A 26,126-nucleotide genomic window follows, 5' to 3' on the forward strand; every position below is an offset into this window, starting at 1 on the left:
GGTCAGGCCTGAGGCGCGCGGGCCCGGGCGATCTTGGCCAGTTGGGTATCGATGCGGTCGCGGGCCAGGTCTATCGAGGCCCGGACATCGGCGAGCTGGGCAAGGCTGGCATCGCGGCCATGGTCGCGCAGCCACAGGCGCTGGCGGAGCATCTCGCGCATGGCGTCGCCGACCGGGTCCGGGCCCTGTTCACCCGCTACGGCCGCGATTTCGGCCCGCGCCATGCGGAGCCGGGATTCCAGCGCATCGGCCGCATCCAGCAATTCCTGGACCGCGCGGGCCCGGCGCTGTGGGGCCCGCTGGCGGAACAGGACCGCCAACAAGGTCGCGATGCCTGCTGCGAGCAGGATCCAGATCAGGGCGGATGGGGTCACGGTGTCGGCGGCTGGAAGAAGGACCCGCAGTCTGAACCGCCGGCCCCCGTTTAGACAACGAAGCCGGCGCCAGGTCGCAAAACCCCGGCGCCACAAGGACTTGCGGTTTGACACGAGGGCGTCGCGATCTCTAAACTCCCGCGTCTTATGTCAGCTGGCACGCCATCGGATCGGGTCCCCGAAATTCTGGACGCCTGGAGGATGGTGGCGGCGCGGCGCGGGGTCGAAGGACGCCTGCCGCTGTCGGCGCTGACACGGCTGGAGGACAGCCTGCTCGATACCAAAGGCGAGGTGCGTTTCGCGCTCGAATTCGACCGCGATTCGCTGCAGGTGCCTTACGTCGAGTTGCGAATCGACGCCGAGTTGCCGCTGGTCTGCCAGCGCAGCATGGATCGGTTCCTCCTGCCGGTGAGGATCGTGCAACGGCTCGGACTCATTCGCGATGAAGCGGACGAGGCTGCGCTGCCCGAGGGTTACGAACCGCTGCTGGTGCCCGACGACGGCGAGCTGCGGACAGCCGAGCTGGTCGAGGACGAATTGATCCTCGCCGTGCCGGTGGTGCCGGTGAAGCCCGGCAGCGAGGCGGTGGAGCGCGACTGGCCAGCCACGCAGGTTGAACAGGAACGCGCAAACCCGTTCGCAGCACTCTCCGCGCTGAAGAAGCCGGACAAGTGATTATTCAAGGCAAGTTTTCACAGCTTTTTTCTGGAGCAAGACCATGGCAGTTCAGAAATCCCGCGTCACCCCGTCCAAGCGTGGCATGCGTCGTGCGCACGATGCGCTTTCGGCCAAGCAGCTGGCTACCGACCCGACCACGGGCGAAACCCACCTGCGCCACCACGTGACCGCCGACGGTTACTACCGCGGCAAGAAGGTCATCGACACCAAGTCGAAGGTTGCGGACGAAGAGTGATTGTTCCGGCGTCTTCGCGCCGGAGTAATTCCCGCCGTTAGAACGGTTTTTTGGCCGTACAACGCCGCGGGGCGAAGCGGGCGCTTAGGCGCCCGTTCGCGTTTGCGTGATTTGCACGGCGCCTGCGCAGGCGGAGTAGCATTTGCAGTTCACGTCCTGCCGGACGTCGCTGGGTTCCAGCGGTCCGCGCGACGAGCACCCCCGCAGCCCCACGAATTGAGAAAGGCATGACCCAGCAAGTGTTCGCGCGCATCGCCGGTACCGGCAGCTACCTGCCGGAAAAGGTGCTCACCAATGACGACCTGGCGAAGTTCGTCGATACCACCGACGAATGGATCGCGGCGCGTACCGGCATCCGTGAACGCCACATTGCCGCCGAAGGCGAAACCACCAGCGACCTGGGTTACCACGCCGCTATGCGCGCACTGGCAGCCGCCGGCGTCGATGCGAAGGAACTGGACCTCATTGTCGTCGGCACCACCACGCCGGACCTGATCTTCCCGTCCACCGCCTGCCTGATCCAGCATCGCATCGGCGCGGACGGCTGCCCGGCGTTCGACGTCAATGCCGCCTGCTCGGGGTTCGTCTATGCGCTGACGGTGGCCGACAAGTTCATCCGTTCCGGCGCGGCAAAGACCGCGCTGGTGATCGGTGCGGAAACCCTGACCCGCATGGTCGACTGGAGCGATCGCACTACCTGCGTGTTGTTCGGCGACGGCGCGGGCGCGGTCGTGCTCAAGGCCGACACCGAAACCGGCATCCTCAGCACCCACATGCACGCCGATGGCGGCAAGAAGGAACTGCTGTGGAATCCGGTCGGCGTTTCGGTCGGCTTCAAGCCGGGCGAGGACAACGCCGGCGTCCGCATCCACATGAGCGGCAACGACGTGTTCAAGCACGCCGTGAAGGCGCTGGATTCCGTGGTCGAGGAAACGCTGGAAGCCAACGGCCTCGATCGCCACGACATTGACTGGCTGATTCCGCACCAGGCCAATCTGCGCATCATCGAAGCCACGGCCAAGCGCCTGGACATGCCGATGGAGCGCGTGGTCGTCACCGTCGACAAGCATGGCAACACCTCCTCCGGCTCTGTGCCGCTGGCGCTGGACGAAGCGGTACGCTCGGGCAAGGTCCAGCGCGGCCAACTGCTGCTGCTGGAAGCCTTCGGCGGCGGCTTCACCTGGGGCTCGGCACTGCTGCGCTACTGAGCACTGCGTCGCGGAGTAGACTTCCGCGACCGCTGCCGCATACGCACTGGTACAGACGGATGGACGGGTTCGCCCGTATGATGCCGCCTCTTTTTTGAAGGGAACCGCCGTGACGGAGCCTTCGCAACTCGCATTCGTGTTCCCCGGGCAGGGCTCGCAGTCGCTGGGCATGCTCGGCGAACTCGCTGCCACCCATGCCGTCGTTCGTGAGGCCTTCGCTGAAGCCAGCGAAGGGGCCGGCGTCGACCTGTGGACGCTGTCGCAGGACGGTCCCGACGAGCAGCTGAACCGTACCGAGTTCACCCAGCCCGCGTTGCTCGCTGCCGGCGTAGCCGCCTGGCGCGCATGGCAGAAGCAGGGCGGCGCGCAGCCGTCTGTGCTTGCGGGCCACAGCCTGGGTGAGTACACCGCGCTGGTCGCCGCCGGGACGCTGTCGCTGCGCGAAGGCGCGCGCCTGGTGCGCCTGCGCGGCCAGTTGATGCAGGACGCCGCACCGGCCGGAACCGGCGCGATGGCCGCCGTGCTCGGCGCCGAGGATGAACTCGTGCTTGAGGTGTGCAAGGCCGCCTCCGGCGAAGAAATCGTCGTCCCCGCAAACTTCAATTCACCGGGCCAGATCGTGATCGGTGGCCACGCCGCCGCGGTCGACAAGGCCCTGGCCATGCTCGGTGAACGCGGTGTGCGCAAGGCCGTGAAGCTCGCCGTGAGCGTGCCGTCGCATACGCCGCTGATGCGCGAAGCCGCCAACCGCCTCGCCGAGGCGATGAACGATCTCCATTGGCACGCTCCCAGGCTGCCGGTGGTGCAGAACGTCGATGCCGAAGTGCACGATGGGGTCGAGTCGATCCGCGGCGCACTCGTGCGCCAGTTGTACCTGCCGGTGCAGTGGACCGGTTGCGTGCAGGCGCTGTCCGCGCGCGGCATTGTGCGCGTCGCCGAATGCGGCCCCGGCAAGGTGCTTGCCGGCCTCATCAAGCGCATCGATAAATCATTGGACGCACGTGCCATCGGCACGAACGCGGAATTCGAATCCGCATTGACGGAGTGGAAGGCATGAGCAATCTACCGCTGAGTGGCGAAGTGGCACTGGTGACGGGCGCGAGCCGGGGCATTGGCGCCGCGATTGCCGATGAGCTTGCCGCGCAGGGCGCGACCGTCATCGGCACCGCGACCTCGGAGTCCGGCGCCCAGGCCATCGCCGGCCGCCTCGCCGCGAGCGGCGGCCACGGCCGCGTGCTCGACGTCGCCAATGCCGGATCCGTCGATGCATTGATCGAGGGCGTGGCCAAGGACATCGGCGCGATCTCGATTCTCGTCAACAACGCTGGCATCACCCGCGACAACCTGCTGATGCGGATGAAGGACGAGGACTGGCAAGCCATCCTCGATACCAACCTCACCAGCGTCTACCGCACCTCGAAGGCGGTGATGCGCTCGATGATGAAGGCGCGCAAGGGCCGGATCATCAACATCGCCTCGGTCGTCGGTGTCACCGGCAACGCCGGGCAGACCAACTACGCCGCGGCGAAGGCCGGCATCATCGCCTTCAGCAAGTCGCTGGCGAAGGAAATCGGCTCGCGCGGCGTCACCGTGAATGTCGTGGCCCCCGGCTACATCGCCACCGACATGACCAAGGACCTGCCCGAAGACGCCAAGCAGGCGCTGATGAACCAGATCGCGCTGGGGCGCCTCGGCGAGCCGGCCGACATCGCCCGCGCGGTCGCCTTCCTTGCAGGTCCCGCGGCCGCCTACATCACGGGCGAGACCCTGCACGTGAACGGCGGCATGTACATGCCTTAACGGCTGGCTTCGACCGGTTGCCCATATAACCGTAACCGATTGAAGTAAAAGGGTTTTCGCGTGCTTCGCGAACGCCCGTGATTCATTTAGACTATTCCATCGAATTTCCCGATCCCGGGAGGAGTGAGACCCAATGAGCAGCATCGAAGAGCGCGTCAAGAAGATCGTCGTCGAACAACTCGGCGTGAAGGAAGAAGAAGTCACCAACAACGCTTCGTTCGTCGACGACCTCGGCGCGGACTCGCTCGACACCGTCGAGCTGGTGATGGCCCTCGAAGAAGAGTTCGAGTGCGAGATCCCGGACGAGGAAGCCGAAAAGATCACCTCGGTGCAGCAGGCCATCGACTACATCAAGGCGCACGTCAAGGCCTGATGTGTCGCGGAGTCCGGCCAGGCCGGCTCCGATGGTTTGTCGGTACGGCGAACCATGAAAACCAACCGGGGCCGCGTTCTGCGGCCCCGCGTTTTTGCGCAACGGGTTTCGCGATCCATTGCCAGTAATCCGCAATCCTGCCGGCCCGACCCGGCGCAGCGTTCGGAGCGTTACATGAAGAGGCGTGTAGTAATCACCGGTATGGGCACCGTTTCGCCGCTGGGCAACGACCTGGCGACGACGTGGGACGGCATCGTCAACGGCCGTTCCGGCATCGGCCCGATCACCCACTTCGATCCCTCGTCGTTCACCACCCGCATCGGCGGCCTGGTGAAGGACTTCGACGTCACCAAGTGGGTCAATCCGAAGGACGCCAGGAAGATGGATGAATTCATCCATTACGGCGTCGCCGCTTCGCTGATGGCGCTGGATGATGCGGGTTTCAAGATCGACGATTCCAACGCCGAGCGCACCGGTGCGCTGATCGGTTCCGGCATCGGCGGCCTGCTCGGTATCGAGGAGCAGACGATCAAGTACCACGAAGGCGGTGTCCGCAAGATTTCGCCGTTCTACGTTCCCAGCACCATCATCAACATGCTGCCCGGCCAGGTGTCGCTGATCACCGGTGCCAAGGGCCCCAATTTCTCCGCTGTCTCCGCCTGCGCCACGTCGAACCATTCGATCGGCATGGCGATGCGCATGATCCAGTACGGCGACGCCGACGTGATGATCGCCGGTGGTGCCGAGCGCGGCTCCTCGCCGACTTCGGTCGGCGGTTTCTGCTCGATGAAGGCGATGTCCACCCGCAACGACGACCCGACCCGGGCCTCGCGTCCGTGGGACAGGGACCGCGACGGCTTCGTGCTCGGCGACGGCGCCGGCATCCTGATCCTCGAGGAATACGAATATGCCAAGGCCCGCGGCGCGCGCATCTACTGCGAGCTTGCCGGCTTCGGCGCGTCGTCCGACGCCTTCCACATGACCGCGCCCAGCGAGAACGGAGAAGGTCCCGCGCGCTGCATGGTCGCGGCGATGAAGGACGCCGGGGTGACGGCCGAGCAGATCGGTTACGTCAATGCGCACGGCACCTCGACACCGCTCGGCGACCTGGCCGAAACGCTGTCGATCAAGCGTGCGATGGGCGACTACGCCTACAAGACGATGGTGTCCTCGACCAAGTCGATGACCGGCCACCTGCTCGGTGCCGCCGGTGGTGTCGAGGCCATCTTTACCGTGATGGCGCTGCACGCCGGCATCATTCCGCCGACGATCAACCTCGACAATCCGGGCGAAGGCTGCGACCTGGACTACGTGCCGCATACGGCGCGCCAGGCCAAGGTCGATGTCGCGGTGTCGAACGGTTTCGGCTTCGGCGGCACCAACGGTTCGCTGGTGTTCAAGCGCCTCTGATGCCTGCCTGGCCGCCATGCGCCTCGACGATCCCCGCTTCGGCGGGGATTGTTTTTTCCGGGTCCCGTGGAACGAAACGCGGTCTAATACACCCATGCTGTTGACCCGATCCCTGCCGTCCTCGCTCGACCTGCTGGCGCTGCATCGCCTCGCGCCCTCGCGTTATCCGTTGCTGCTCGAATCCAGTGCACACGGTACCGCGCAGGGGCGTTGGGACCTGCTGCTGGCCACCAGTGGCGAGTCCCTGCGCCTGGACCGTGATGGCGTGACCCGCGACGGGGACGATCGCGCAGTGGCCGGCGACTTCCTTGCGGCACTGGATGCCGCGTGGCAATCGCAACGCATTCCGCGCGACGAACCGCGCTGGCCGTTCCGCGGCGGTTGGGCCCTGCTGTTGAGTTACGAACTGGCCGCGCAGGTGGAGCCGGTCCTGCGCCTGCCACCCGCGCCCGGGACATTGCCGGTCGCATTGGCCCTGCGATGCCCTGCCGCGGTATTGCGTGACCATGCGACTGGCGAATGCGTCGTGGTGGCCGAACCCGCGCATGCAGCCATGCTCGATGCCATCGCGGCCGACGTCGGCGCCACGCACTCGGTGGCGGCGCTGCCTGCGTGGGAAGTCCCGGGCACGATCGAGGAAGACGAGCCGCGGCGATACGTCGATGGCGTGCAGAGGGTGTTGGAGTACCTTGCGGCTGGCGATGTATTCCAGGCCAATCTCTCGCGTGGCTGGCGAGCGTGCTTCGATCGGCCGCTGGACCCGTCGGCCTTGTTCCAACGCCTCCGCGAAAACAATCCCGCGCCATTCGCCGGTGTTTTTACGCAGGGGGAGTGGGCGGTGGTGAGTTCGTCGCCGGAGCGGCTTGTCTCCGTGCGTGGAGACCTGGTGGAAACCCGTCCGATCGCGGGGACGCGCGCGCGCTTTGCCGGCGACGACGATGCCGAACGCATTCGCGAGCTGGTCGGTCATCCGAAGGAGCGCGCGGAACACGTGATGCTGATAGACCTGGAACGCAACGACCTGGGCCGCGTCTGCGTGGCGGGCAGTGTCGAGGTCGACGAGCTGATGACGGTCGAGAGCTACGCGCACGTGCACCATATCGTGAGCAACGTGCGTGGGCGTCTTCGCAGCGGGACCTCGCCCGGTGAAGTGATCCGCGCCGTGTTTCCGGGTGGAACGATCACGGGCTGCCCGAAAGTGCGCTGCATGCAGGTCATCGCCGAGCTGGAGGGCGAGGGCCGGGGTGCCTACACCGGAGCGATGGGCTGGTTGAATCGCGACGGCGACCTGGACCTCAACATCCTCATTCGTAGCGCGGAAGTGGAAGGGGCGACGGTGCGGTTCCGTACCGGGGCAGGCATCGTGGCCGACTCCGATCCGCAGCGCGAGCTGGAAGAGACACGCGCCAAGGCACGCGGCATGTTGCGCGCGCTGGGAGCCACGGGGTGAACGCACGCATCTTCGTGGGCGATACGCGCTTCGATGCGATCGCGGCCAATGACCGCGGTGTTGCCTACGGTGATGGTTTGTTCGAGACGATGCGCGCGCACCGGGGGGACGTGCCCTGGTGGGACGCGCACTGGGCGCGACTGCGGAGCGGTGCCGAACGCCTGCAGATCGTGTTGCCACAGGCGAGCATGGTCCTGAGGGAGGCCGTCGATCTGCTGGCTGGCGAAGATGCGATTCTCAAGCTGATCGTCACCCGCGGCAGTGGAGGGCGTGGCTATGCACCGGACATCGATGCGCCTGCGACCTGGATTGTTTCCAAGCATTCCCTGCCGCCGGATTCGCCCGACTCGGGCATCGCCGTCCGCTGGTGCGAAACGCGGCTGTCCCTGCAGCCGAGACTTGCCGGCATCAAGCATTGCAATCGCCTCGAGCAGGTTCTGGCGCGAGCGGAATGGAACAATCCCGCCACCATCGAGCCCTACGCCGTCGAAGGCCTGATGCGGAGCGCCGAAGGCGACGTCGTCAGCGCCACGGCGGCCAATCTCTTCGTCCTGCGTGACGGCCGCTGGCTGACCCCGCCCGTCGACCGGTGCGGCGTCGCCGGCATCTGCCGTGCCTGGGCAATGGGCGCGACCGGCGCTACGGAATGCCGCCTCGATGTGACCGAGGTCGAAACGGCGGACGCTGTTTTCCTGTGCAATGCAGTGCGCGGTATCCTGCCGGTGGCGAAGTTGGGAGGGCGCGCGTGGCCCCTGCATCCGCAGGTCGTCGCGCTCCGGGACCGGCTCGCCGCGGCCCATCCGGGCTTTGCTGCGTGAGAAAACTCCTGTGAATGACCCGGAGACGATGTGAGTCGCAAGCCCAAGCGCCGTTTCGGCGGATTTTTGTTCCTCATCATGTTGGTCGCCGCCGGTACCTGTTTCTGGGCCTGGCAGCGTTACACCAGCTTCGCGTATCGCCCCATGGCGGGCATCGAGGCGGGCGCCTCCGTGGTCGTCGAACCCGGGGATTCGCTGGCCCTCGTGCTGCGCAAGCTGCGCGCAGCCGGTATCGAAACCGGCGAATCGATCGAATGGCGCGTACTCGCGCGCCAGTTGCAGGCCGCAGGCAAATTGCAGGTCGGCGAGTATCCGCTGGACCCGACGACCACGCCGCGTGAACTGCTGATCGCCATGCGCGATGGCAAGGTGGCCCAGCGCCGCTTCACGATCGTCGAGGGCTGGAACATGCGCGAACTGCGCGCAGCGCTTTCCCGTGCCGAGCCCTTGCGACACGAAACGACGCAACTCGACGACGTTGCGTTGATGACGCGGCTGGGCCATCCGGGCCAGCATCCGGAAGGCCGCTTCCTGCCGGAAACCTATCTCTATACGACCGGCGACAGCGACCTCGAGGTACTGCGCCGTGCTCACGATGCGATGGACAAGGCCCTGGCGTCCGCGTGGGAACAGCGGGGCGAAGACACCGTCCTGAAGACGCCGGACGAGATGCTCACGCTGGCCTCGATCGTTGAGAAGGAAACAGGCATCGCGTCCGAACGCCCGCAGATCGCCGGGTTGTTCGCGCGCCGCCTCAGGATCGGCATGCGCCTGCAGACCGACCCGACCGTGATCTATGGCATGGGCTCGCGCTACAACGGCAATATCCGCAAGGCCGACCTGCTGACCGATACTCCGTACAACACCTACACCCGCGCCGGGTTGCCGCCCACGCCGATTGCGATGCCGGGCATCGATGCGCTCCAGGCGGTCGCGAATCCTGCAAGCGGGGATGCCCTGTTCTTCGTGGCCATCGGCGACGGCAGCGGCCGCCACCTCTTCGCACGCACGCTGGCGGAACACGAAGCGAATGTCGGCCGCTACCTGAAAAACTATCGTGCGCAGCAAGGTTCCCCATCCGCGGCGGAGAAGCAATGACACTGCAGACCCACGCCCGCTTCGTCACGCTTGAAGGCGGCGAAGGTGCAGGCAAGTCGACCGTGCTGGCCGCCTTGCGCGAATTCCTGCTGGCGCGCGGATACGAAGTGGTTTCCACGCGCGAGCCTGGTGGCACGCCGCTCGCCGAGCAGATCCGCGGCCTGCTGCTGGATACGCATCACGAGCCCCCGGCGGTGGAGACGGAGCTGCTGTTGATGTTCGCTGCGCGCGCGCAACATGTGCGCGAGGTGATCCTGCCCGCGCTGCAGCGCGGTGCCTGGGTGATCAGCGACCGCTTCACCGATTCGAGTTACGCCTACCAGGGCGCCGGACGGGGGCTGGACGCGGGATTCATCGCCGAACTGGAACGCCGCGTGGTCGGCATCGCACCCGCGATGACGCTGTTGCTGGACATCGGAGTCGCGCATGGGCGCGAACGCACGCGCGGACGCGACCTTGCTCCGGGCGGCAGTGGTCCGGACCGCATCGAACGCGAACAGGATCAGTTCTTCGAGCACGTGCGCGAAGGGTTCCTCGCGCGTGCACGGGCCGAGCCGCAACGCTTCCGCGTAATCGATGCTACCCGGCCGGTCGACGTGGTGGCCGGCCAGGCCGTCGCGTGCCTGCGCGAGCTGGCGGAAACATGAGCGCGTCTTCGCCGAAATCTTCTTCGCCAAATGCGTTCGCGCCCTGGCAGCAGCGCATATACGCACAGGCGTCGGCATCGCTCGCAGCCGGGCGCCTTGGACATGCCCTGCTGTTCGCCGGGCCCGCGCAACTGGGCAAGCGCGACGTGGCGCAGCGGATGGCGAGTCGCCTGTTGTGCAACCAGCCTGGTGGGGATGGCGAGCCCTGTGGCCAGTGCCGCGGCTGTCATCTGCTCGAGGCCGGCACCCATCCGGATTACCAGCTGATTTCCTTCATCCCGAACAAGGAAGGCACGCGGCTTCGCACCGAAATCGTCATCGAACAGATCCGCGAACTGTCCGAACGCCTCTCGCTCACGCCGCAGTACGGTGGCGCACAGGTCGTGATCATCGATCCGGCCGAGGCCATCAATCATTCCGCCAGCAATGCCTTGTTGAAGACGTTGGAGGAGCCCGTTCCGGGTCGCTATCTGTGGCTTGTCACCGCGCACCCGGCGCGCCTGTCGGCGACGATCCGCAGCCGTTGCCAGAAGCTGGAATTCCGCCTGCCGCCGCAGGAGGAGTCGCTCGCGTGGTTGCGCACCCGCGGCCATGCGGAGGCGACTGCGCGCGAAGCGCTTGATGCTGCCCGTGGCCACCCCGGGCTCGCGCACGAATGGCTGCAGGGCAATGGGCTTGCCGTCCGGCGCGAAGTCGCCACCGACCTGGCCAAGCTGGCGCGCGGCGAAGCTGCCGTCGCCGACACGGCGCAGCGCTGGGCGGCCGATGGCGATCTCGAATTGCGCCTGCGCCATGCCGCGGACCTGGTCCTGGCCGACGCCGGCCGCTTGACCGATCCGGCCCGAGCGAGCAGGCTGGCCCTGTGGTTTGACCGCGCCAATCGCGTTCGCGACCTGCTGCGAACGACGGTCCGCGCCGATCTGGCCGTGGTCGAATTGTTGCTCGCCTGGCGCGATGGCGGCGCGGCCGGCGAGGGTACGGGAGGAAACCGGAAATGAGTGGAATGACAGCAGGTGGCGCACGCCAAGGCATCCTGTCGCACGCGATCAAGGACAAGGCGGCGCTCTATAGCGCCTACATGCCATTCCTGAAGCATGGCGGGATTTTCGTCACCACGATCAAGCGCTACTTCCTCGGCGATGAAGTCTTTCTTCTGCTGACCCTGCCGGAATCCAACGAGCGCCTGCCCGTCGCGGGCAAGGTGGTCTGGGTCACGCCACCGGGCGCACAGGGCAACCGGCCTGCAGGCATCGGCGTGCAGTTCGCGGAAAGCGCCGAAGGCGAAGCCGTGAAGGGCAAGATAGAGGCCCTGCTGGCTGGCACGCTTACGGCGGAGCGGCCGACGCACACGATGTAGCCCATCGCTCGCAGGATGCGACCATGAAAACGCGCCACTTTCTCTGGTTGCCGCTATGCATGCTGGCAGGCAGTGCGGTTTCGGGTGGCGCGATGCCATTGCAGGCAATCGTCCTGGATCCTGGCGTACCTGCAGGCGAATTGCTGGAGGTCTGGGTGCCGAAATCCGGGCCCATCCCCAAGCGCATTGACGCAACGCTGGAATTGGGCGAGGAAACCGGTGGCCGCATCCTGCGCGTGCTTCAAGCCGATGGCGACGCGAGCCGTTACCGCGTCAGCGTTCAATTCGAAACCAGCATGGGCATCGATGGCGAAGGTCCGCACATCGACCTGCTCGACTGGAAGCACTGCCGGTCGGAATGGCGTCCGGCCCAGCCGGTAGGAACCGACGGCTTTCGACTGCCCGTTCCGCACGATGGCGACGACACCTGCTTCCCGCACGCCACGCGCGAGGAATTGCGCCAAGCCGTGCGGGATGCGCTTGGCCCATACGACTTCGGCCAGGAAAGGAACCAGCAATGGCTGGGTCTGGTGGAGCAGGCTCCGCGGGTGGGCGAGTTCCCGTCTTACGTCGCCATCAGCATGGTGCGCGTTCGGATCGAACGGCGCGACGGCAATGAGTGGAGCCTGCTGACCACGATCGAATTCAGCGTGCCCATGGGGTGTTGAGCCCCACGGGCCGCACGGGCATCAGGCGCGCTCCGCCAGCGCCGGATTCGACCAGCCCTCACGAGGAGCGAAGCGTTCCCCGTAGGTCGCCTGCAGTGCGTTGAGCTTCCGTAGCAGCACGGTCGGTCCGGTTTGGCGGATGTACTGGATCGGGCCACCACGGAACGGGGCAAAACCGGTACCGAAGATCACGCCCGCGTCGAGCAGGTCGGCATCGGTGACGACGCCGTCGTGCAGGCAGGCCACGGCTTCGTTGAGCAGGGGCAGGATCAGGCGGTCTTCGAGGTCTTCCGGCGCCTTGTAGTCCTTCGGCAGTTCCGGCTTCTGCGCCTTGCCATCGACCCATTTGTAGAGGCCCTGGCCATCCTTCTTGCCACGCTTGCCGGCTTCCGGCGGCGCGGATAGCGCGACGGGAATCGGCAGGCCGAGGAAGGGTGCGAGCTCCGCGCCCACGCCGGCGGCGACGTCGAGGCCCACGGTGTCGATCAGTTCGATCGGCCCCATCGGCATGCCGAACCTGGTCGCGGCCTTGTCGATCGCCGCGCCTGGAATGCCCTCGGCGAATGCCGTCGCTGCTTCCAGCATGTATGGGAACAGCACGCGATTGACGAGGAACCCCGGAGTGCCCGCAACCGGTACCGGCAGCTTGTCGATCGCCTTGCAGAATGCGGCGAGGCGCTGCCCGGTTTCGGGCGCCATCGCGTCGTGATGGATGATCTCGACCAGCGGCATCAGCGCGACCGGGTTGAAGTAATGCAGGCCGGCGAACTGCGCCGGCCGCGCGATGTGTCCGCGCAGTTCAGTCAACGGAATCGAAGAGGTGTTGGTGGTGAGCAGGGCACCGGCTTTCATGCGCGGCTCCACGGCGGCGTAGAGATCACGCTTGGCTTCGGGCTTTTCGATGATCGCTTCGATGACCAGGTCGGCTTGCGCCACGCCATCGCCGGCGAGGTCGCCCTTGAGGCGCGCGGATACGGCGGCGCGCTTGCCTTCGTCCTTCACCTTCTTCGCGAACAGCTCGGCGGAACGAGTGAGCGCGCCATCGATGAAGCGTTGCTCGCGATCGCTCAGCGTTACGTCGAAGCCACGATAGGCCGACCACGCCGCGATATCGCCGCCCATCACGCCGGCGCCCACTACGTGCACATGCTTGATCCCATGATCCTTGCCGCCGCTGGACTTGAGGCGTTCCTGCAGGAAGAAGACGCGGATCAGGTTGCGCGCGGTGGGTGTCGAGGACAGTTTCACCACGGCCTTGCGTTCGGCCGACAGCAGCGATTGCACGCCGCCGCCAGCGCGCTGCCAGCTGCTGATCAATGCGTAGGGCGCCGGGTAATGCTCCTTGCGTGCCTTGCGCGCGACCTGTCTGGCCAGCATCGGAGCGAGCACCTGGCGCGCCGGCCACGTGTTCGTGGCCCATGCCATGAAGCGCTGCTTGAACGGACGCTGGGTACCGCGAAGCGCGAGCCTTGCGGCTTCCTCCACCAGCGAGGCCGGATCGACGACCTTGTCGACGAGGCCAATCGCGCGCGCCGCCGACGCGGACAGCGAGCGGCCCGTCAGCATCATGTCGAACGCCGCCGGCGCGCCGACCAGCCGCGGCAGTCGGACGCTGCCGCCCCAGCCGGGGAAGATGCCCAGCTTCACTTCCGGCAGGCCGATGCGGGTGGAGGCGTCGCTGCTGGCGACGCGATAGCGGCAGGCCAGCGACATTTCAGTGCCGCCGCCCATGCAGAAGCCGTGGATCGCCGCCACGGTGGGGAAGGGGAGTTCGGCGATGCGCTGGAAAACCTGCTGGCCGCGGCGGATGGCGTCGTTGACGTTGCCTTTTGCGTCGAATTCCGCGAATTCCTTGATGTCGGCGCCGGCGATGAAGCCACTGGCCTTGGCCGAGCGGATCACCATGCCTTTCGGGGGATCCAGCGCGAGGCGCTCGAGCACGCTGTCGAGCTCGATCAGCACTGCCTGCGCGAAGGTGTTGACCGAGCTGCCGGCGCGGTCGAATGACAGCACCATGACGCCGTCGTCGCGCTGTTCCAGTTTCCAGTGCTGCAAGCGAAGACCGTCGAGGCCAGCGATCATGCGGGACCATCCTTCCAAATAGTGGGGGGTGCGTCCGCACCGGGTGTCGGCCGTCGCGGCCGGTTCATGGTCCTATGATCCAGAGCTTGTTTCGACGGCGTCAAACCGTATGGTCGGACCATGACAGATGGCGCTTGCGGCGTATGGTCCGCGCCCCAATAAATGAGCGAATGAATGAACTTTTGCCCGGAAGGGCTGTCCCACGGTTCGGCCCCGCCGAGCTGACAGGAGTGCCGGCGCGGTGATGGCCGAACAATTGACCCCGGAATCCGACCTGGACCAGGAGCTGGTCCGGCGCGTGCAGCGTGGTGACAGCACCGCGTTCGATGCCTTGGTGCGCAAATACCAGCATCGGATCGTGGCCCTGATCGGGCGCTACATCGCCGACTGGAGCGAATGCCAGGACGTGGCGCAGGAAGCCTTCATCCGCGCATATCGCGCGCTGCCCAATTTCCGGGGCGACTCCCAGTTCTATACGTGGCTGCACCGGATCGCCGTGAACACTGCCAAGAACCATCTCGTCGCGCAGAACCGCAGGCCGCCCACGGACGACGTCGACGCGGCGGATGCCGAGCAATACGACAGTGGCACGCGCCTGCGCGAGACCGCTACGCCGGAGCACGAACTCCTGCGCCAGGAAATCGAACTTACGGTGATGCGTGCGGTCGAAGCCTTGCCCGAGGAATTGCGCATGGCCATCAACCTGCGCGAAGTCGATGGACTGAGCTACGAGGAGATTGCGGCCAGGATGGATTGCCCGATCGGCACCGTGCGTTCGCGGATCTTCCGCGCGCGTGAGGCGATCGACAATCAATTGAGACCCTTGCTGGACCACGACGCCAACCTGCGGGAGCGTGCGCACCGATGACTACCGGTTCCAACTCTCATTCCAACTCCAACCACCATCCCCTGCACCCGCGCGAAGACCGCGAGGCGCTAAGCGCGCTGTTCGACGGCGAGCTGCCAGGCGATGCGATCCGGTTTGCACTGCGACGTCTCGATCATGACGCCGGCTGGCGCGAGGCCTGCGGCCGCTGGCAATTGATTGGCGATGCCCTGCGTGGCGAAGCGACGTCCGTGGCCCCACCTGATTTTGCTTCCGGCGTGATGCGCATGCTGGCCGCGGAAGGGGCGGTCGGTGTGGCCTCGTCCCCCGCGTCGGCGCATGCGATGGAAGCCGCATCTTCCGCCGCTTCACGCCGCCGCTGGATCGGCGGAAGTGCCGCATTGGCGGCATCGATGGCGGTGGCGGCGGTGTTGGTGGTCGGACCGTTCTCGCGGTCCCCATCGCCGGCAGGCGACCGGCAGGTCGCGGCTGGTGTGGTTTCGCCGCCCAATCAGGCGCCAGTGGCGCAGTCGGTCGAGTCGAGGGCAGTCGAGTCGGGAGCAGTTGAGTCGAAGCTGGTCACCGCGGCAGTAACGACATCGCCGGCTCCTGCCGCCACGGTTGCCGTGGCCGACGTGCCGCGATCGACGCCGCGCCGTCCGGTCCGTTCGGAGACTGCGCGATCGACGCCCCCAACCACGGTTGCACCGTTGAAGTCTCCTTCCGACGCGCGCGCCGCGGCCGTGGCGACGACGTCGGAAACGGCGCGGCCCTTCCATCCGCCGGTCGATGACATCGTCACGCGACCGTGGCCACGCGCGGTGTTGCCTGCTGACAACACTGCAGGCGCGGTTACGGTTGGCTTCGGTACCAGTGCGGCTACGCCGTCTCTCTACCCGTTCGAGCCACGCCTGCCTCCTGAGGCGACCGCGCCCGAAACTGTAGCCGAGCCGCAACGCTGACCGCCCGATGCCGCCCCGGAACGCGACTTCACCAGCGATTTCACCAACCCGGACCAACCTCCGGCCCTATCGCCGATATCCAATAACTTCCCCAAGCACATGCCCATGAACCGACCGCTCCGCTCCCTGGCCGTGCTCGGCGTCATCGCCGCCACCCTGCCGACCGCCTGTACCGCGCAACCCTCCGGCGCCTCCCTGCAGGGGGCGACCACCGCACAGCTCGTGCCCGCGGCCCCGATCGTCACCGGCTTGCCGGACTTCACCAACCTGGTCCAGCAAGTCGGACCGGCAGTGGTGAATGTCAGCGCGGAAGCCGGATCGCGCCGGGTCGCCCGCACCCAGCAGACGCCGGACGAAGAGCAGATTCCCGAATTCTTCCGCCGCATGCTGCCGCCGGGCATGTTCGAAGGCCCGGACGGCCCGCAGATGCCGCAGGGGCCCCACGGCGTTTCGATGGGCACCGGGTTTCTCATCTCCAACGACGGTTATGTGCTGACCAACCACCATGTGGTCGATGGCGCGGATACGGTGACGGTGACGCTCTCCGACCGCCGCGAATTCAAGGCCAGGGTCGTCGGCAGCGACCAGCAGTCGGATGTGGCGCTGCTGAAGATCGATGCGAAAAGCCTGCCGGCACTGCGGATCGGCGATTCTGCGCATCTCAAGCCGGGGCAGTGGGTGGTGGCGATCGGCTCGCCGTTCGGGCTCGACCAGTCCGTTACCGCGGGCATCGTCAGCGCCGTAGGCCGCGCCAATCCGTACGCCGACCAGCGCTATGTGCCCTTCATCCAGACCGACGTGGCTATCAACCGCGGCAATTCCGGTGGTCCGCTGCTGAATACCTCCGGTGAGGTGGTGGGTATCAACTCGCAGATCTTCAGCAATTCCGGCGGCTACATGGGCGTGAGTTTCGCGATCCCGATCGACGTGGCGATGAGCGCCGCGGACCAGATCAAGAAGACCGGCAAGGTCAGCCGCGGCCAGCTCGGCGTGCAGGTGCAGGCAATCTCGGCCGATGAGGCGCGTGGCCTGGGCCTGCCGGATGCCGGCGGGGCGCTGGTGTCGGTGGTCCTGCCGGGCAGCGCCGCCAGCCGCGCCGGCATCGAACGGATGGACGTCATCCGGGCGGTGAATGGTCGGCCGGTGAGCGTCTCCAGCGACCTGCCGCCGCTGATCGGCGGTTTGTCGCCCGGCTCGAAGGTGCGGCTGAGCATCCTTCGGGATGGCAAGCCTCGCGAGATCAGCGTGACGCTGGATGCGCTGAACGAGGCCCTGGCGGACGGTTCCGTCGACGAGTCGGGTCCGGAGGGCGGCACTCCTGCGCCCGCCACGCCTGGCGGGAAGAATGCCCTGGGGCTGGTGGGCAAGGACCTGAGCAATGCGGAACGGCAACAGTTGGGGCTGCAATCGAACGAAGGCGTGCGTTTGTCCCGCGTGGGCGATGCCGCCGCCGAAGCCGGCCTGCAACCAGGCGATGTGATCCTGTCGGTCGGCCGTACCAGCGTGGGCACCTCAGCATCGCTCGATCGCGCCCTCTCGGGCGTGAGGGACGGCCAGACGGTGATGCTGCTGGTTCGCCGCGGCAACGCGACCCAGTTCATCGCCGTGACCGCGGGCGAGGGCGAAGCGGCGGGCTGAATGCCCAATCGCGACCGCAGGCTCCGCCCGCCCAGAAGGCGGGCGCAGCCGCGTATGCGATAATCGCGCGTTAATTTTCTCGAGACGGCTTCAAGCCGCCCGCATGCAACTGATCCGCAATTTCTCCATCATCGCCCACGTCGACCACGGCAAGTCGACGCTGGCCGACCGCATCATCCAACTCTGCGGCGGCCTCGAAGCCCGCGAGATGGAAGCGCAGGTGCTCGACTCCAATCCGATCGAGCGCGAGCGCGGCATCACCATCAAGGCCCAGTCCGTGTCGCTGCCGTACAAGGCGAAGGACGGCAAGACCTACCAGCTCAACTTCATTGACACCCCCGGCCACGTCGACTTCAGCTACGAGGTCAGCCGTTCGCTCGCCGCCTGCGAGGGCGCGCTGCTGGTGGTGGACGCGGCACAGGGCGTGGAAGCCCAGTCCGTCGCCAACTGCTACACCGCGGTCGAGCAGGGCCTGGAAGTGGTTCCGGTCCTGAACAAGATCGACCTGCCCACCGCCGACGTCGACCGTGCCAAGGCCGAAATCGAAGCCGTCATCGGCATAGACGCCGAGGACGCGGTGGCGATCAGCGCGAAGACCGGCCTCAACGTGCAGGACGTGCTCGAAGCCATCGTCAAGCGCATCCCGCCGCCGAAGCCGCGCGATACGGACAAGCTGCAGGCGCTGATCATCGACTCCTGGTTCGACAACTACCTCGGCGTGGTGTCGCTGGTCCGCGTCATGCAGGGCGAGATCACCCCGGGCAGCAAGATCCTGGTGATGTCGACCGGACGCACGCACCAGGTCGACCAGGTCGGCGTGTTCACCCCCAAGCGCAAGGTGCTGACCAAGCTCGGCGCCGGCGAGGTGGGCTGGATCAACGCCTCGATCAAGGACGTGCACGGCGCTCCGGTCGGAGACACACTGACCCTGGCCAGCGATCCGGCATCGAAGCCGCTGCCGGGCTTCCAGGAAATGCAGCCGCGCGTGTTCGCCGGCCTGTTTCCGGTCGATGCCGAGGATTACCCGGCGCTGCGCGAGGCGCTGGAAAAGCTGCGCCTCAACGACGCCGCGCTGCGCTTCGAGCCGGAAAGCTCCGAGGCCATGGGCTTCGGCTTCCGTTGCGGCTTCCTCGGCATGCTGCACATGGAGATCGTGCAGGAGCGCCTGGAGCGCGAATACGACCTCAATCTCATCAGCACCGCGCCGACGGTGATCTACGAAGTGCTCAAGACCGACGGTGCGGTGATGCCGCTGGACAACCCGGCCAAGCTGCCCCAGGTCAACCTGATCGAGGAGATCCGCGAGCCGATCATCCGCGCCAACATCCTCACGCCGCCGGACTATGTCGGCAACGTGATCACCCTGTGCGAGGAAAAGCGCGGCAGCCAGATCGGCATCACCTACATGGGCAACCAGGTCCAGATCAGCTACGAGCTGCCGATGGCCGAGGTCGTGCTGGACTTCTTCGACCGCCTGAAGTCAGTGTCGCGCGGCTACGCCTCGCTGGACTACCACTTCCTGCGCTTCCAGGCCGGCCCGTTCGTGCGCGTGGACACGCTCATCAACGGCGACAAGGTCGATGCGCTGAGCATCATCACCCACCGCGCCCACGCCGACCGCCGCGGCCGCGAGATCTCCGAGAAGATGCGCGAGCTGATCCCGCGGCAAATGTTCGACGTCGCGATCCAGGCCGCGGTCGGCTCGCAGATCATCGCCCGCAGCACCGTCAAGGCCATGCGCAAGAACGTGCTGGCGAAATGCTACGGTGGCGACATCAGCCGCAAGAAGAAGCTCCTCGAGAAGCAGAAAGAGGGCAAGAAGCGAATGAAGCAGGTAGGCCGCGTGGAGATTCCGCAGGAAGCCTTCCTGGCGGTTTTGCAGGTGGACAACAAGTAAGGTCGAAAGGCGGGTCGGGGAACCTCAGGTGCCCAAGGCGGTCATTCTGGACGGGCATGCCGTGGCGGTTTGGGTTGTCAGGGCGTTCCCGGTTCCGGCGTTCCAAATCGAAGATTTCGGCTCCGAGGAGCAAGCATGAAGTGGTTTGAGATCATTCTGGTCATCCTGACGACGTTCACCGGCGTGGTGTGGCTGGTGGACAAGCTGTTCCTGGCCAGGCGCCGCATCGCAGGCGCCGGACTGCTGGACGAAGGGGAGGAGCCGGTAGTCATCGACTACTCCAAGGCGTTCTTCCCGGTACTGGCGATCGTGCTGATACTGCGCAGTTTCGTGGCCGAGCCCTTTCGCATCCCGTCGAATTCGATGATGCCGACGCTGCTGACCGGTGACTTCATCCTGGTCAACAAGTTCGCGTATGGGCTGCGCCTGCCCATCACCAACAAGAAATTCCTCGACGTGGGCGAGCCCCAGCGCGGCGACGTCGTCGTGTTCCACTTCCCGGGGCGCTCGCCGGACGATCCCAACAAGGGCGTCGACTTCATCAAGCGCGTGATCGGCCTGCCGGGGGACCGCATCGGATACCACGACAACCAGGTCCTGGTGAATGGCCATCCGATCCCCTACACGGAGATCGGGACCTACACCGGCAGGGGGCGGGGCGCCGAGATGACGGGCTCCCTCGAATTGCGTGAGAATCTTCCCGGGCGGCCGCACTCCGTCCTGGAATCCACGGCTTCGCCGTTCATGGATCCAGGGGAGGGCGATTGGGAAGTGCCGCAGGGGCATTATTTCGTGATGGGGGACAACCGCAAGAACAGCGACGACAGCCGATACTGGGGCGTCCTGCCGGAAGGTCAGCTTCGCGGCAAGGCATTCCTGATCTGGATGAGCTGGGACGGCGGTCTCGAGTACCAGCGGATTGGTACCAGCATCCGTTGAGGCTTTCGAATAGTGACGCTTTCGAATAACTGGGGAGAACGCGGATGAAACGTACACAGAGCGGCATTACCCTGATCGGGTTCATCATAGTGCTGGCTGTCGTCGGCCTATTTGCATATGTGGGAATGAAACTGATCCCGATGTACACGGAGTTCTATGGCGTGAAGAAGGCCATGGCCAGTTTGGCCAATGAGCCCGGTATCACCCAGATGGACGCGCCGGCAATCAAGGACCTTTTCTATCGGCGCATGTACATCAATTACGCCGAGAACGTGAAGACGAGCGATGTCACGCTGACTCGCAAGGAAGCCGGTTGGCTAATGGTTGTTGATTACGAAGTTCGTCGGCCCGTGATCGCCAACTTGGATGTAGTTGGCAAGTTCCATGCTGAAAAGGAACTCAGTCGCAAGGTTGTGGGCGACTGATTGAGCCTGCAAATCGGCTATAGCTTCCTAGCGGGCAACCTGCTCACCCAGGCCCTGACCCACAGAAGTGCAGGCGCTCCCCACAACGAGCGCCTCGAGTTCCTCGGCGACGCCCTGGTCAACCTGATCGTCGCCGAATCCCTCTACCAGCACTGGCCGCAGGCCGATGAAGGGGCATTGACGCGCGCACGCGCCGAGCTGGTCCGCGAATCCGCGCTGGCGCCGATTGCCAGGCAATTGGATCTCGGCGCCAAGCTGATCCTCGGTCCCGGGGAGATGAAGTCGGGCGGGCATCGCCGTGACTCGATCCTCGCGGACGCTTTGGAAGCCCTGGTCGCCGCGATCTATCTCGACGCCGGATTTGAAACCTGCCGCGCCGTCGTGTTGCCATGGTTCCAGTCGGCGATGGAAGCCCTGCCACCGCCGCACAAGGTCGGCAAGGACGCGAAGACGCGCCTGCAGGAATGGCTGCAGGGCAAGCAGAAGCCGTTGCCGGTCTATGCCTTGCTCTCGGAAAGCGGCGACGACCACGCCAAGACTTTCCGCATCACCTGCACGCTGCAGCAGCCGGTCCTGGTCACCGAAGGCGAGGGTGGCTCACGCCGGGCCGCCGAGCAGATGGCCGCAGAAGCCGCATTGCAGGCCTTGGGCGCGTCCTGATTTCCCCCACGCCTGCCTGGCTTTGACGCCGCGGTTTGCCCTCCAGCGCACCGGAGCGGACAATCCCCGCATGAATTCCCCCACGCATCGCGCCGGCCACGTGGCCGTCATCGGCCGTCCCAACGTCGGCAAATCCACCCTGGTCAACGCCCTGGTGGGCGCCAAGGTCAGCATCGTCTCGCCGCGCCCGCAGACCACCCGCCACCGCCTGCTCGGCATCGCCACCTTCCCCGAGGGCCAGTTGCTGCTCGTCGACACCCCAGGCATCCATCGCGAGCAGAAGCGGGCCATGAACCGCCTGATGAACCGCGCGGCGCGCGGTGCGCTGGAGGGCGTGGATGTCGCGCTCCTGGTAGTCCGGGCCGGGCAGTGGGATGACGAGGACACGCTCGCCTACGATGCCCTCAAGAACGCCGGCCTCCCGGTGATCCTGGTCGTGAACCAGGTCGATCGCATCACCGACAAGACCAAATTGCTGCCTTACCTGGCCAAGGTCAGCGACGGTCGCGACTTCGCCGGCGTGCATCCGGTGTCCGCGCTCAAGCGCAGCGGCCTGGAAGCTTTGACGAAGACTGTGCTTTCCCAGTTGCCCGAGCAGCCGCCGCTCTACGCCGAAGACGAAATAACCGACAAGAGCCAGCGCTTCCTCGCCGGAGAACTGGTGCGCGAGCAACTGATGCGCCAGCTCGGCGAGGAATTGCCCTACGCCACCACGGTGGAAATCGAGCGCTTCGTCGAGGAGCCCTCGCCCAAGGGCGTGCTGCTGCGCATCGGTGCCGTGATCTGGGTCGAACGCGACGGCCAGAAGCTGATCGTGATCGGCAAGGGCGGCGAACGCCTGCGCGAGATCGGCATGAAGTCGCGCCTGCAGATGGAACGCCTGTTCGGCTCCAAGGTGTTCCTCGAAACCTGGGTGCGCGTCCGCGAAGGCTGGTCCGACGATGAGGCGGCTTTGCGCGCGTTCGGCTACCACGACTGACCGGTTCACCCGGATCGATGCGGCTCACCGCCGAACCTGCTTTCGTCCTGCATACGCGCCCGTGGCGTGAGAGCAGCCTGCTGGTCGAAGTCCTGAGCGCCGAACATGGGCGGCTCGGACTGGTCGCGCGCGGCGTGCAAGGAGCCAAGCGCCAGGTGTTGCGGGCCGCGCTGCAGCCGCTGCAGTACATCCGTTTCGATGCGGTACAACGTGGTGAACTGGCTACGCTCTCTGCCGCCGAAGCGCTGGATGCGGCACCGCGGCTGCTCGGCGATGCGATGCTTGCCGGCTTCTATCTCAACGAACTCACCATGCGCCTGGCTTCGCGAGGAGATCCGCAGCCGGACCTGTTCATTGCCTATGCGGCAACGCGTCAGCGCCTGGGTGAGTCCGATCCCCTTGCGTGGACACTGCGCCGCTACGAACGCGACCTGCTCGATGCCATTGGCTTCGGCTTCGACTGGGGCCTGGATGGCGAGGGCGTGCCGATCGATCCTGCCGCGCGCTACCGGCTGGATCCGGAGTTCGGCCCGCGTCGCCTGCTGGCCGACCGTGGCCACGGTGATCGACGCAACGCCGCAACCGGACGTGCGCTGCTTGCGCTGGCCGAAGACGTGTTGCCCTCCGATGAAGACCTCGCGAGCCTGCGCCGGCCGATGCGCGAGGTGCTCGCTTTCCACTTGGGGCCACGCGGCCTGAAGTCGTGGGAGATGCTGGGCGAGCTCGCCCGCATGTCGGCGGGAGATTGACCGGAAGCCGGCGGCGACCTGCCGTTTCAGACGTGCCGTTTCAGACGTGCCCTTTCAATCCGCACTGTCACCGGGCGGCGCATCCATCAGCGCCTGCGCCGCCGTCGTGAATGCCTGCAGCCCAGCCTGCGAGCGGTCGTCGCTCCCGAGGGTCTGCACTGCTTGCCGGAGCCGCGTCGCTCCGACGAAACCACAACTGGCGCGGAGCCGATGCAGTTCGTCGTGGAGCCCCCGGATATCCTCGTTGTGGAATGCATTTCGCACACGTTCGGTAACGCCCGGTAATTCCGCGATGAAGAGCATGCGTAGTGTCGCGATATGTTCGCGGCTCCCATTCAGTGCGCGCGCCGCGGTTTCGTCATCCCAAAGCGGCAATGCGTCCATGCCGGGTGTCATGCCGGGTATTTCGCCCGCTGGCTGAGGCTCCGCCTCGAGTCCGAGCACTTCCCGAAGGCCTTTCTGCACCGACTTCGCCGGTAGCGGTTTCACGAACACGCGCTGGAAGCCGGCTTCCAGCAATCCAGTTGCCACCTCGGCGTCGTGGGCGGCGGTGTGGGCGACCGCCGGTGTCCGTGCCTCGCGGGCACGCAATCGCGAAAGCAGTTCCGCACCATGGCCATCCGGCAGGTTGGCATCGATCAGCCACAGGTCGTATCGGCTGGCAGCGGCCAGCGCCATCGCGGCCGCCATGCTGTCGGCGGCATCGACCACGGCCGGCAGCGCGTGGGCGGCTGCGCCAAGGAAGGCGCGACTGACGGGGTCGTCCTCGACTAGCAGGATGCGGGGCAGGCTGGCTGTCATGCGTTTTGCACTGCTGTCGGTATCCTTCCCGAATGTCGTGTCGGATGGTACGCCTGGTGTGTTGCCTCTGGATCGCCGCACTCGCGGCGACACCGGCGCATGCACGATCGCTGGGCGCGCGCATATCGAAGGTGACGACGCCCGTGGCGATGCTGCAGGACGTACGGGTCCGCCTCGACTGGCCGGCTTCCGCACCACAGGGCGCGCTTCGGCTTCGGGCCGCGCGCGTGGACGCCCCCGACCTCGGCTATCACTTTCGCGATCTCGACTGGCAATGCCCATTGCAGCGCGACGGGCAAGGGGGCTGGCGCTGCGACGGGACCTTGCACGGCGATGGCGCACCCGTGCACCTGTCATTGAATCTCGGCGCCGCCAGTACCGATGCGCGGCTGTCGCGCGGCGCCGGGATGTTGTCGCTGCATCGTGACGTGGCGTCGCCCGATCGGACCGATATCGACCTGGTCCGTGTTCCATTGGCCTGGGCGCAGGCCCTGCTGGCGAGTGCGTGGGCCGAAGGCCGCATCACGGGAGGCACTCTCGACGGCCAGCTTGCCATCGCGTCGCCGCCCAGCCAGCCGGTCCGGGTCACAGGTCCCCTGAAAGTGGCGGGCGCGGCCTTCGACACGCCCGATGGAACCATCGCCGCCGAAAACCTCGGCGCGGAGCTGGCGCTGGAACTGTCCTTCGGCGATCGCGATCGCGCCGTCGTCGCGGGGCGACTGCACGGCGGCGAACTGCTCTTCGGCAACGCCTACGTTTCCCTGGATCAGCATGCCGTCGACCTGCGCATGGATGCAGCGAAGCAGGACGGGCAGGGCTGGCGTTTGCCTGCGTTTTCCTGGGGTGATCGCGGCATCCTCGAGGCGCAAGGCAGCGCGGCATTCACGCCCGCGGGCGACCTCGATGCCCTCGACCTGCAACTGCACAGCGCCGACCTCGCCCCCCTGCGCGACGCCTATCTCAGCGGTTGGCTCGGCATGGCCGGCCTGTCGCAACTGCAGTTCAGCGGCGCGACGGATGCGAGCCTGCACCTCGCTGCGGGAGCGGTGCGCGATTTCACTCTCACGCTCCATGACACGACGGTCATCGACCCCGCGCAGCGCTTCGGCTTCACCCGCCTGGAAGGCGATCTTGCGTTTTCGTCAGGCGCGCCCGTGCAATCGGCTTTGCAGTGGCAGGGCGGGCAGCTCTATGGACTCGCCTTCGGTGCGGCACGCCTGCCGTTCGTGAGCGATGACGGCAAACTGCGCGTCCAGGAAGCTGTCGCGGTGCCGATGCTGGGCGGCCAGCTGCGCTTCGATCATTTCACCCTGCGACCGCCCGCGGACGGGCAGGGACTCGACATCCGTTTTGGCCTCACCCTGCGGGAACTGGATGTCGGGCAGCTGGCGAAGGCACTGGACTGGCCGGCATTCGCCGGCGAACTCAGCGGCGAAATCCCGCAGGCGCATTACGCTGCGGAACGGCTCGATTTCGACGGTGGCCTGCGCATGCAGGTGTTCGACGGCGACGTCGCCGTGTCGTCGCTGTCGATGGAACGGCCCTTCGGCGTCGCGCCGACGCTGTCGGCCGACATTGCGCTGGATGACCTCGACCTGGAAGCACTGACCGGCGTCTTCGGTTTCGGCAGCATCACCGGCCGCCTCGACGGCAGCCTCAATGCGCTGCGCATGGTCGACTGGCAACCCGTGGCCTTCGATGCGACGCTGCGCACGCAGCGCAAACCGGGCGTGAAGCAGCGCATCAGCCAGCGGGCGGTGCAGGACCTGTCGAGCGTGGGCGATGCGTCCTTCGCCACCAGCCTGCAGTCGCAGCTGATCGGCTTGTTCGACGACTTCGGCTATTCGCGCATCGGGATCTCGTGCCGGCTCGCGGACGACGTCTGCGGCATGGACGGACTGGGTTCAGCCGGGCAGGGATTTATTATCGTCCAAGGCTCCGGACTGCCGCGGCTGACCGTGGTCGGATTCAATCGCCGGGTCGACTGGCCGACGCTGGTCGAGCGCCTGGGCGCCATTGGCAAGGGCGACGTGAAGCCGGTGGTCGAATAAC

The 26,126-nt window shown here is 66.1% G+C and carries 27 protein-coding genes; 24 read left to right on the forward strand and 3 right to left on the reverse strand.

Annotated elements, in window-relative coordinates; all coding sequences use genetic code 11:
- Positions 1–2: 2 nt before the first annotated feature.
- Complete coding sequence (locus ACYVGE_RS03100) at positions 3–374, reverse strand: hypothetical protein (RefSeq protein WP_457095783.1); 372 nt, start codon at positions 372–374, stop codon at positions 3–5.
- Positions 375–521: 147 nt separating this feature from the next.
- Between ACYVGE_RS03100 and ACYVGE_RS03105 the strand changes: the two genes are divergently transcribed.
- The 14 genes from ACYVGE_RS03105 to ACYVGE_RS03170 all read left to right on the forward strand — a co-directional run bounded on the left by ACYVGE_RS03105 (position 522) and on the right by ACYVGE_RS03170 (position 12,116).
- Complete coding sequence (locus ACYVGE_RS03105) at positions 522–1,049, forward strand: YceD family protein (protein WP_457095784.1); 528 nt, start codon at positions 522–524, stop codon at positions 1,047–1,049.
- A 43-nt stretch (positions 1,050–1,092) separates the two neighbouring features.
- Positions 1,093–1,287, forward strand: a complete 195-nt coding sequence (rpmF, locus tag ACYVGE_RS03110; RefSeq protein ID WP_310051803.1) for a 50S ribosomal protein L32 — start codon at positions 1,093–1,095, stop codon at positions 1,285–1,287.
- Between the two features lie 227 nt (positions 1,288–1,514).
- Positions 1,515–2,495 carry a beta-ketoacyl-ACP synthase III gene (locus ACYVGE_RS03115; RefSeq protein WP_460726928.1) on the forward strand — a complete coding sequence of 327 codons (981 nt, stop codon included), beginning with the start codon at positions 1,515–1,517 and terminating at the stop codon, positions 2,493–2,495.
- Positions 2,496–2,604: 109 nt separating this feature from the next.
- The gene (gene fabD, locus ACYVGE_RS03120; RefSeq protein WP_460726930.1) at positions 2,605–3,552 is read left to right on the forward strand and encodes an ACP S-malonyltransferase; all 948 of its coding nucleotides are present in this window, start codon (positions 2,605–2,607) and stop codon (positions 3,550–3,552) included.
- Complete coding sequence (gene fabG, locus ACYVGE_RS03125; RefSeq protein WP_460726932.1) at positions 3,549–4,295, forward strand: 3-oxoacyl-ACP reductase FabG; 747 nt, start codon at positions 3,549–3,551, stop codon at positions 4,293–4,295. Before fabD ends, fabG begins: the two co-directional genes overlap by 4 nt.
- Positions 4,296–4,428: 133 nt before the next feature.
- Complete coding sequence (gene acpP / locus ACYVGE_RS03130; RefSeq protein WP_200613703.1) at positions 4,429–4,668, forward strand: acyl carrier protein; 240 nt, start codon at positions 4,429–4,431, stop codon at positions 4,666–4,668.
- Positions 4,669–4,842: 174 nt separating this feature from the next.
- The gene (gene fabF, locus ACYVGE_RS03135) at positions 4,843–6,078 is read left to right on the forward strand and encodes a beta-ketoacyl-ACP synthase II (RefSeq protein ID WP_460726935.1); all 1,236 of its coding nucleotides are present in this window, start codon (positions 4,843–4,845) and stop codon (positions 6,076–6,078) included.
- Between the two features lie 94 nt (positions 6,079–6,172).
- On the forward strand, positions 6,173–7,528 hold the full coding sequence (locus ACYVGE_RS03140) for an aminodeoxychorismate synthase component I (RefSeq protein WP_460726937.1): 1,356 nt from the start codon (positions 6,173–6,175) through the stop codon (positions 7,526–7,528).
- A gap of 14 nt (positions 7,529–7,542) precedes the next feature.
- On the forward strand, positions 7,543–8,346 hold the full coding sequence (pabC, locus tag ACYVGE_RS03145) for an aminodeoxychorismate lyase (RefSeq protein WP_460726939.1): 804 nt from the start codon (positions 7,543–7,545) through the stop codon (positions 8,344–8,346).
- Positions 8,347–8,424: 78 nt separating this feature from the next.
- Positions 8,425–9,444 carry an endolytic transglycosylase MltG gene (mltG, locus tag ACYVGE_RS03150; protein WP_460727291.1) on the forward strand — a complete coding sequence of 340 codons (1,020 nt, stop codon included), beginning with the start codon at positions 8,425–8,427 and terminating at the stop codon, positions 9,442–9,444.
- A complete protein-coding gene (tmk, locus tag ACYVGE_RS03155) occupies positions 9,441–10,091 on the forward strand; it encodes a dTMP kinase (RefSeq protein WP_460726941.1) in 651 nt (216 codons plus the stop codon). The genes mltG and tmk overlap by 4 nt, the downstream gene beginning before the upstream one ends.
- Entirely contained in the window at positions 10,088–11,089 is a 1,002-nt protein-coding gene (locus ACYVGE_RS03160) for a DNA polymerase III subunit delta' (protein ID WP_460726943.1), read from the forward strand. The genes tmk and ACYVGE_RS03160 overlap by 4 nt, the downstream gene beginning before the upstream one ends.
- Positions 11,090–11,094: 5 nt before the next feature.
- Positions 11,095–11,448 carry a PilZ domain-containing protein gene (locus ACYVGE_RS03165; protein WP_457096149.1) on the forward strand — a complete coding sequence of 118 codons (354 nt, stop codon included), beginning with the start codon at positions 11,095–11,097 and terminating at the stop codon, positions 11,446–11,448.
- A 23-nt stretch (positions 11,449–11,471) separates the two neighbouring features.
- A complete protein-coding gene (locus ACYVGE_RS03170; protein WP_460726945.1) occupies positions 11,472–12,116 on the forward strand; it encodes a hypothetical protein in 645 nt (214 codons plus the stop codon).
- Positions 12,117–12,137: 21 nt separating this feature from the next.
- Here the strand turns inward: ACYVGE_RS03170 and ACYVGE_RS03175 are convergent, their stop codons facing one another.
- Positions 12,138–14,198: a 3-hydroxyacyl-CoA dehydrogenase NAD-binding domain-containing protein gene (locus ACYVGE_RS03175; RefSeq protein WP_460726947.1), complete on the reverse strand. Its 2,061-nt coding sequence runs from the start codon at positions 14,196–14,198 to the stop codon at positions 12,138–12,140.
- 244 nt (positions 14,199–14,442) lie between these two features.
- Here ACYVGE_RS03175 and rpoE point away from each other — a divergent pair, with 244 nt between their 5' ends.
- The 9 genes from rpoE to recO all read left to right on the forward strand — a co-directional run bounded on the left by rpoE (position 14,443) and on the right by recO (position 23,273).
- Complete coding sequence (gene rpoE, locus ACYVGE_RS03180) at positions 14,443–15,066, forward strand: RNA polymerase sigma factor RpoE (protein WP_310051829.1); 624 nt, start codon at positions 14,443–14,445, stop codon at positions 15,064–15,066.
- Positions 15,063–15,986 carry a sigma-E factor negative regulatory protein gene (locus ACYVGE_RS03185; protein ID WP_460726950.1) on the forward strand — a complete coding sequence of 308 codons (924 nt, stop codon included), beginning with the start codon at positions 15,063–15,065 and terminating at the stop codon, positions 15,984–15,986. Before rpoE ends, ACYVGE_RS03185 begins: the two co-directional genes overlap by 4 nt.
- Before the next feature lie 105 nt (positions 15,987–16,091).
- Entirely contained in the window at positions 16,092–17,624 is a 1,533-nt protein-coding gene (locus tag ACYVGE_RS03190; RefSeq protein ID WP_460726952.1) for a DegQ family serine endoprotease, read from the forward strand.
- Between the two features lie 103 nt (positions 17,625–17,727).
- Positions 17,728–19,521 (forward strand): translation elongation factor 4, encoded by a 1,794-nt coding sequence (gene lepA, locus ACYVGE_RS03195; RefSeq protein WP_457095796.1) that lies wholly within the window; start codon positions 17,728–17,730, stop codon positions 19,519–19,521.
- Between the two features lie 135 nt (positions 19,522–19,656).
- On the forward strand, positions 19,657–20,460 hold the full coding sequence (gene lepB / locus ACYVGE_RS03200; RefSeq protein WP_460726954.1) for a signal peptidase I: 804 nt from the start codon (positions 19,657–19,659) through the stop codon (positions 20,458–20,460).
- 44 nt (positions 20,461–20,504) lie between these two features.
- Complete coding sequence (locus ACYVGE_RS03205) at positions 20,505–20,885, forward strand: DUF4845 domain-containing protein (RefSeq protein WP_460726956.1); 381 nt, start codon at positions 20,505–20,507, stop codon at positions 20,883–20,885.
- Positions 20,886–21,545 carry a ribonuclease III gene (gene rnc / locus ACYVGE_RS03210; RefSeq protein ID WP_460726959.1) on the forward strand — a complete coding sequence of 220 codons (660 nt, stop codon included), beginning with the start codon at positions 20,886–20,888 and terminating at the stop codon, positions 21,543–21,545.
- A 70-nt stretch (positions 21,546–21,615) separates the two neighbouring features.
- Positions 21,616–22,524 carry a GTPase Era gene (era, locus tag ACYVGE_RS03215; RefSeq protein WP_457095800.1) on the forward strand — a complete coding sequence of 303 codons (909 nt, stop codon included), beginning with the start codon at positions 21,616–21,618 and terminating at the stop codon, positions 22,522–22,524.
- 17 nt (positions 22,525–22,541) lie between these two features.
- Positions 22,542–23,273 carry a DNA repair protein RecO gene (gene recO / locus ACYVGE_RS03220; protein WP_460726962.1) on the forward strand — a complete coding sequence of 244 codons (732 nt, stop codon included), beginning with the start codon at positions 22,542–22,544 and terminating at the stop codon, positions 23,271–23,273.
- 54 nt (positions 23,274–23,327) lie between these two features.
- Here the strand turns inward: recO and ACYVGE_RS03225 are convergent, their stop codons facing one another.
- Complete coding sequence (locus tag ACYVGE_RS03225) at positions 23,328–24,179, reverse strand: Hpt domain-containing protein (protein ID WP_460726964.1); 852 nt, start codon at positions 24,177–24,179, stop codon at positions 23,328–23,330.
- 26 nt (positions 24,180–24,205) lie between these two features.
- On the opposite strand from ACYVGE_RS03225, the gene ACYVGE_RS03230 reads away from it, so the two are divergent.
- A complete protein-coding gene (locus tag ACYVGE_RS03230) occupies positions 24,206–26,125 on the forward strand; it encodes a translocation/assembly module TamB domain-containing protein (RefSeq protein WP_460726966.1) in 1,920 nt (639 codons plus the stop codon).
- The last annotated feature ends 1 nt before the right edge of the window (position 26,126 follow it).

This window comes from Lysobacter rhizosphaerae (genome assembly GCF_054779795.1).

Coding starts and splice junctions, on each gene's coding strand:
- lepB (WP_460726954.1), top strand. CDS start 19,657: ATGAAGTGGTTTGAGATCATTCTGGTCATCCTGACGACGTTCACCGGC.
- lepA (WP_457095796.1), top strand. CDS start 17,728: ATGCAACTGATCCGCAATTTCTCCATCATCGCCCACGTCGACCACGGC.
- ACYVGE_RS03175 (WP_460726947.1), bottom strand. CDS start 14,198: ATGATCGCTGGCCTCGACGGTCTTCGCTTGCAGCACTGGAAACTGGAA.
- era (WP_457095800.1), top strand. CDS start 21,616: ATGAATTCCCCCACGCATCGCGCCGGCCACGTGGCCGTCATCGGCCGT.
- ACYVGE_RS03160 (WP_460726943.1), top strand. CDS start 10,088: ATGAGCGCGTCTTCGCCGAAATCTTCTTCGCCAAATGCGTTCGCGCCC.
- ACYVGE_RS03165 (WP_457096149.1), top strand. CDS start 11,095: ATGACAGCAGGTGGCGCACGCCAAGGCATCCTGTCGCACGCGATCAAG.
- ACYVGE_RS03185 (WP_460726950.1), top strand. CDS start 15,063: ATGACTACCGGTTCCAACTCTCATTCCAACTCCAACCACCATCCCCTG.
- acpP (WP_200613703.1), top strand. CDS start 4,429: ATGAGCAGCATCGAAGAGCGCGTCAAGAAGATCGTCGTCGAACAACTC.
- recO (WP_460726962.1), top strand. CDS start 22,542: ATGCGGCTCACCGCCGAACCTGCTTTCGTCCTGCATACGCGCCCGTGG.
- fabG (WP_460726932.1), top strand. CDS start 3,549: ATGAGCAATCTACCGCTGAGTGGCGAAGTGGCACTGGTGACGGGCGCG.
- rpmF (WP_310051803.1), top strand. CDS start 1,093: ATGGCAGTTCAGAAATCCCGCGTCACCCCGTCCAAGCGTGGCATGCGT.
- rpoE (WP_310051829.1), top strand. CDS start 14,443: ATGGCCGAACAATTGACCCCGGAATCCGACCTGGACCAGGAGCTGGTC.
- mltG (WP_460727291.1), top strand. CDS start 8,425: ATGTTGGTCGCCGCCGGTACCTGTTTCTGGGCCTGGCAGCGTTACACC.
- ACYVGE_RS03205 (WP_460726956.1), top strand. CDS start 20,505: ATGAAACGTACACAGAGCGGCATTACCCTGATCGGGTTCATCATAGTG.
- ACYVGE_RS03190 (WP_460726952.1), top strand. CDS start 16,092: ATGAACCGACCGCTCCGCTCCCTGGCCGTGCTCGGCGTCATCGCCGCC.
- ACYVGE_RS03170 (WP_460726945.1), top strand. CDS start 11,472: ATGAAAACGCGCCACTTTCTCTGGTTGCCGCTATGCATGCTGGCAGGC.
- ACYVGE_RS03140 (WP_460726937.1), top strand. CDS start 6,173: ATGCTGTTGACCCGATCCCTGCCGTCCTCGCTCGACCTGCTGGCGCTG.
- ACYVGE_RS03105 (WP_457095784.1), top strand. CDS start 522: ATGTCAGCTGGCACGCCATCGGATCGGGTCCCCGAAATTCTGGACGCC.
- fabF (WP_460726935.1), top strand. CDS start 4,843: ATGAAGAGGCGTGTAGTAATCACCGGTATGGGCACCGTTTCGCCGCTG.
- tmk (WP_460726941.1), top strand. CDS start 9,441: ATGACACTGCAGACCCACGCCCGCTTCGTCACGCTTGAAGGCGGCGAA.
- ACYVGE_RS03115 (WP_460726928.1), top strand. CDS start 1,515: ATGACCCAGCAAGTGTTCGCGCGCATCGCCGGTACCGGCAGCTACCTG.